Origin of the sequence: Pseudomonas sp. R62, from assembly GCF_000257605.1 — a bacterium.
GTDB lineage: Bacteria > Pseudomonadota > Gammaproteobacteria > Pseudomonadales > Pseudomonadaceae > Aquipseudomonas > Aquipseudomonas atacamensis.
On the sequence record NZ_JH635998.1, the window covers coordinates 1,200,683 to 1,206,528 of the forward strand.

3 protein-coding genes are annotated in these 5,846 nt (G+C 57.2%); all 3 read left to right on the forward strand.

Annotation, left to right across the window (positions count from 1 at the left end; translation table 11 throughout):
- Positions 1-568: 568 nt before the first annotated feature.
- The 3 genes from OQK_RS06865 (at position 569) to OQK_RS06875 (ending at position 5,691) form a co-directional block, all read left to right on the forward strand.
- Positions 569-2,194 (forward strand): ABC transporter substrate-binding protein, encoded by a 1,626-nt coding sequence (locus OQK_RS06865; protein WP_016771716.1) that lies wholly within the window; start codon positions 569-571, stop codon positions 2,192-2,194.
- A gap of 300 nt (positions 2,195-2,494) precedes the next feature.
- Complete coding sequence (locus OQK_RS06870; protein WP_024011591.1) at positions 2,495-4,093, forward strand: ABC transporter substrate-binding protein; 1,599 nt, start codon at positions 2,495-2,497, stop codon at positions 4,091-4,093.
- 176 nt (positions 4,094-4,269) lie between these two features.
- Positions 4,270-5,691: an OprD family porin gene (locus tag OQK_RS06875; protein ID WP_016771718.1), complete on the forward strand. Its 1,422-nt coding sequence runs from the start codon at positions 4,270-4,272 to the stop codon at positions 5,689-5,691.
- The last annotated feature ends 155 nt before the right edge of the window (positions 5,692-5,846 follow it).

Genomic DNA, 5,846 nt, shown 5'->3' on the forward strand with positions numbered 1-5,846 from the left:
CAGTCCCGCAGCGAAGGAACCCGAGCCTGCGAGGGCCGAACGCAGGAGCAAGCCTTTTCGGTTACCTTTTTGGCGTTTGAAAAAGGTGACCCGCCGTAAGGGCGGAACCGCAATCCGCAACACTCGCAGAAACGGATATACACCCAAAACCCAAGAGCCTGGTCGGCCCAAAGGCCGCCAAGGTGCCACCAATCGAAACACCCAGTTGCACCAAGTAAAACTCCCCAATCCCTGCCCCAATCCACCCCACTCAAGCCCACCCCAAAAACCCCTCAACCCCGCCCATCCCCAAGGGTATAAATAAGTAACACCAAGCCCCACCCAAGCGCACAGAACAAGACCGGCGCACCATTTCAGTGCCGCGAATGCACCGCAAAAACCACCCGCAAACGGTCAAATGCGTCAAAAGTTATACGGATGCGACATTAAGGTACGTTCGTGCCACCGTTTAACGCCGCCGACCGCTCTGGATCTTGCATTGGGTATGGGGCCTGCATAAGTATCCGCAGGCACGACTCACGAGGTCGTACCTCACAACTAAAAAATGACAACAAATCATGAGGCCAACATGCTTAAACACGCGGTCATTCCGTTTCTAGTCGGCGCAGGCTTGTTAGCCTCCGCACCTTTCGCCACCGCTGCGACTAACCTGGTGTTCTGCTCCGAAGGGAGCCCGGCCGGTTTTGATCCAGGCCAGTACACCACCGGAACCGACTTCGACGCCTCAGCCGAAACCATGTTCAACCGCCTGACCCAGTTCGAGCGCGGCGGCACCGCCGTGATTCCTGGCCTGGCGACCAAGTGGGACATTTCCGACGATGGCCTGACTTACACCTTCCACCTGCGTGAAGGCGTCAAGTTCCACACCACCCCGTATTTCAAGCCGACTCGTGAATTCAACGCCGACGACGTGCTGTTTACGTTCAACCGCATGATCAACAAGGACGACCCGTTCCGTAAGGCGTACCCGACCGAATTCCCGTACTTCACCGACATGGGGATGGACACCAACATCACCAAGATCGATAAAGTCGACGACCACACCGTCAAGTTCACTCTGAAAGAAGTCGATGCCGCGTTCATCCAGAACATGGCCATGAGCTTCGCGTCCGTGCAGTCCGCCGAATACGCGGCCCAACTGCTCAAGGATGGCAAAGCCGCCGACATCAACCAGAAGCCGATCGGCACCGGCCCGTTCGTGTTCAAGAGCTACCAGAAAGACTCGAACATCCGTTACACCGGCAACAAGGATTACTGGAAACCTGAAGACGTGAAGATCGACAACCTGATCTTCGCCATCACTACCGACCCATCGGTGCGTATCCAGAAGCTGAAGAAGAACGAGTGCCAGGTCACCCTGTTCCCGCGTCCGGCCGATCTGAAAGCGCTGAAAGAAGACAAGTCGCTGAAGATGCCGGATCAAGCTGGCTTCAACCTCGGCTACATCGCTTACAACGTGATGGACAAGGTCAAGGGCAGCAACGAGGCCAACCCACTGGCTGACCTGCGCGTGCGCCAGGCGCTGGACATGGCCGTGAACAAGCCGCAGATCATCGATTCGGTTTACCAGGGTGCCGGCCAACTGGCCGTCAACGCCATGCCGCCGACCCAGTGGTCCTACGACACCACCATCAAGGATGCCAAGTACGATCCTGAGAAAGCCAAACAGCTGCTCAAGGAAGCCGGCGTCAAGGAAGGTACCGAGATCGTCCTGTGGGCGATGCCGGTGCAGCGTCCGTACAACCCGAACGCCAAACTGATGGCTGAAATGCTCCAGTCCGACTGGGCCAAGATCGGCTTGAAAGTGAAGATCACCAGCTACGAGTGGGGCGAGTACATCAAGCGTTCCAAAGGTGGCGAGAACCAGGCCATGATCATTGGCTGGAGCGGTGACAATGGTGATCCGGACAACTGGCTCAACGTTCTGTTCGGCTGCGACTCGCTGAGCGGAAACAACTTCTCCAAGTGGTGCGACAAGAAGTTCGACGGCCTGGTGAAAGAAGCCAAACGCACTACCGACCAGGGCAAGCGCACCGAGCTGTACAAACAGGCGCAACACGTCCTCAAAGATGCAGTTCCAATGACACCTATCGCTCACTCGACGGTGTATCAACCCATGCGCGCCAACGTGCAGGATTTCAAGATCAGCCCATTTGGCCTGAATTCCTTCTACGGCGTCAGCGTCAGCAAGTAAGACATTGCAACGGCGGCGTTTCTGACGTCGCCGTTGCTTTATCTACCGGGAAAAAAGGAAAAGGCCTACACCCAAATCCGCCGCAGATGATTGCTTCGGTATAGGCGCGTCGACTTTTCCTACGAGCATTAAGGCAATTACGTATTTACTGCCAGAGGCACGGTGCCTACCGTCGCGTACTGACCAGTGTCTGCGTGGGCCACCGGTTTTGCCGTACGTATTGGATTGAGCTCAATGCGACCAGAAAGTCCCGGGATAGGGACCCTGACGCATTGCACAACACTAAAAAGAGGGAGCGTCATGCGCCATACCTTGATTTTTTCCGCACTGTTGGGCGCCGGCCTGTTGGCCGCCACGTCTGCAAGCTACGCCGCCAGCGACAGCCTGGTGTTTTGCTCGGAAGGCAGCCCGGCGGGTTTCGATACCGCGCAGTACACGACGGCCACCGACAATGACGCCGCCGAGCCGCTGTACAACCGCCTCGTCGAGTTTGAAAAAGGCGCGACCAATGTCGTGCCGGGCCTGGCGACCAAGTGGGACATTTCCGAAGATGGCTTGAAATACACCTTTCACCTGCGTGAAGGCGTGAAATTTCATACAACCCCTTACTTCAAGCCGAGCCGCGATTTCAACGCTGACGATGTCGTGTTCACGTTCACTCGCATGCTCGATGCGCAACAGCCGTTCCGCAAGGCGTATCCCACCGAGTTTCCGTACTTCAACGGGATGAGCCTGAACAAGAACATCGCCAAGGTCGAGAAGACCGGGCCGCTGACCGTGGAGTTCACGCTCAACAGCGTCGATGCGGCGTTCATCCAGAACATCGCCATGAGCTTCGCTTCGATTCTGTCTGCCGAATACGCCGACAAGCTGCTGGCCGACGGCAAGCCGAGCGACATCAACCAGAAGCCGATCGGCACCGGGCCGTTCGTATTCAAGAGCTACCAGAAAGACTCGAACATCCGTTACACCGGTAACCCGCAGTACTGGGATCCGAGCCGGGTCAAGCTGAAGAACCTGATTTTTGCGATCAACACCGACGCTTCGGTACGCGTGCAGAAGCTCAAGGCCAACGAGTGCCAGATCACCCTGCACCCGCGCCCTGCCGATGTTGAAGCGCTGAAGGCCGACCCGAAACTGCAACTGATTTCCAAGCCGGGCTTCAACCTCGGCTACATCGCCTACAACGTGCGCCACAAGCCATTCGATCAACTGGAAGTGCGTCAGGCGCTGGACATGGCGGTGAATAAACAGGGAATTCTCAACGCTGTTTATCAGGGCGCCGGCCAACTGGCCGTCAACGCCATGCCACCGACCCAGTGGTCCTACGACGACACCATCAAGGACGCCGCCTACAACCCGGAAAAAGCCAAGGAACTGCTCAAGGCCGCCGGCGTGAAAGAAGGCACCGAGATCACCCTGTGGGCGATGCCAGTGCAGCGCCCCTACAACCCGAACGCCAAGCTGATGGCCGAAATGCTCCAGTCCGACTGGGCGAAAATCGGTCTGAAAGTGAAGATCGTCAGCTACGAATGGGGCGAGTACATCAAGCGCACCAAAAACGGCGAGCACGACGTCAGCCTGATCGGCTGGACCGGTGACAACGGGGACCCGGACAACTGGCTGGGCACGCTGTACAGCTGCGATGCCATCGGCGGCAACAACTACTCCATGTGGTGCGACCCGGCTTACGACAAGCTGATCAAACAGGCCAAGGTCGTCACCGACCGCGACCAGCGCACCGTGCTTTATAAACAGGCCCAGCAATTGCTTAAACAGCAAGTGCCGATCACGCCTGTCGCCCACTCGACGGTCAACCAGCCGTTAAGCACCCGGGTCGAAGGGTTCAAAGTCAGCCCGTTCGGCCGCAACGTGTTCTCGGGTGTCAGTATCGATTAAACCAACCGATTAGCCGCAATGCTGAGGGGAGCCGTCTACTCCCCTCACGCAAGCGCTTTGCCGAAATTCGCCCATCCGGCTTTTTGCAAACGTTTGCGATGTGTGAACGAGTTCTAAACCAATAACCGGCATACCAAAAAAAGCCGGGATAAAAAGAAAGTAAAGGAGCTTCACCCATGAAACTGAGCAGCACCGCGATACTGGCCCTGGCCATCAGCAGCATCACTGCTACCGCGTACGCCGAACCTGCAAGTCAGGAGTTCGTCCCTACCACATTGGCCGGCAGCAGCGCCCAAAGCGAGGCCAAAGGCTTTATCGATGGACAAAGCCTGGGCGGTACAACCCGTAACTGGTATGCCAACGAATTGCGTCGTCGCGACGACCGTTTCAGCTACGTGAAAAACAGCGACAAGAACACCACGCCTACCGTTCGCACTCCGACGCCACGCCGGATCAACTGGGTGCAAGGCACCATCGTCAACTACACCTCGGGCTTCACCCAAGGCACCGTGGGCGTGAGCACCGAAGTCGCCGCTTATAACGCCATTGTGCTGGATCGTGATCGCAAGGACATTGCTGGCGGCTCCAACCGGACCCTGGCGGATTCCGACGGCGACGCTGTCGACCAATGGAGCAAGCTGGGTCTGGCCAATGTCAAGCTTCGTGTATCCAACACCACATTGACCGCAGGTCGCCAGAACTTCAGCACGCCGATTGTCGATGTCATCGGTAACCGTCCGCTGCCTTCGAGCTTTGAAGGTATTACCCTGCACAGCGAAGAATTCAACAACCTGTCGTTCGACGCGGGTGGCTTCGACCGCGTTTCCCCTCGTACCGAGCAGAGCCTGTCGAAATTTCGCACCGAGTATTCAGCCACTGGCGTGGAGACCGACAAGGTTTACGTTGCCGGCGTCAACTACCAACCGTTCAAGAGCCTGAAAACCAGCTTTTACGGTTCCAACGTGGAAGACTTCTGGAACCAGTACTACTTCGGCGCAACCCACGAACTGGGCGACAGCCAAGTGCTGAGCCTGACCACCGGCCTGAACTACTACAAGACCGTCGACGAAGGCAAAAAGCTGATGGGCAACATCGACAACGACACCTATTCGCTGTCGCTGGGTCTGGCCCACCAGGCCCACAGCCTGACCTTCTCGTATCAACAAGTGAACGGTAACGAGTACTTCGACTACCTGCACGAAACCAACGGCATCTACCTGGCCAACTCCCTGCTGTCGGACTTCAACGGCCCGAACGAGAAGTCGTTCCAGATTGCCTACGGCATCAACATGGCCGAATACGGCGTGCCGGGCCTGAAGTTCAACATCTACCAGGCACGCGGCTGGGGCATCGACGGTACTCACTACCGTGGCACCGCTTACACCATTCCGGATGACAAGCGCGGCGACCTGAGCCTGATGGATGGAGAATCCCACTACGAATACGGTGTCGGTGCGTCCTACGCAGTGCAAAGCGGCCCGCTCAAAGCCACTGCAATTCGCGCGACCTACACCACTCACCGCGCCAGCGAGCACCAGGCTGACGGCAACATCAACGAGTTCCGTCTCGTAACCACCATCCCGTTCAACATTCTGTAAAAACGCCAACCGACGGCTGACTCATGATGAGTCGGCCGTTCGGTTTTCTGTCTTCAACCGATTGCAGAGGGTTATCGATGAAAATGCTTCCCCTACGTGCGGCCATCGCGGCTGCGTTGCTGAGTGTCGCTGTCGGCGCCTCGGCCAAACCCTTG

Coding starts and splice junctions, on each gene's coding strand:
- OQK_RS06865 (WP_016771716.1), top strand. CDS start 569: ATGCTTAAACACGCGGTCATTCCGTTTCTAGTCGGCGCAGGCTTGTTA.
- OQK_RS06870 (WP_024011591.1), top strand. CDS start 2,495: ATGCGCCATACCTTGATTTTTTCCGCACTGTTGGGCGCCGGCCTGTTG.
- OQK_RS06875 (WP_016771718.1), top strand. CDS start 4,270: ATGAAACTGAGCAGCACCGCGATACTGGCCCTGGCCATCAGCAGCATC.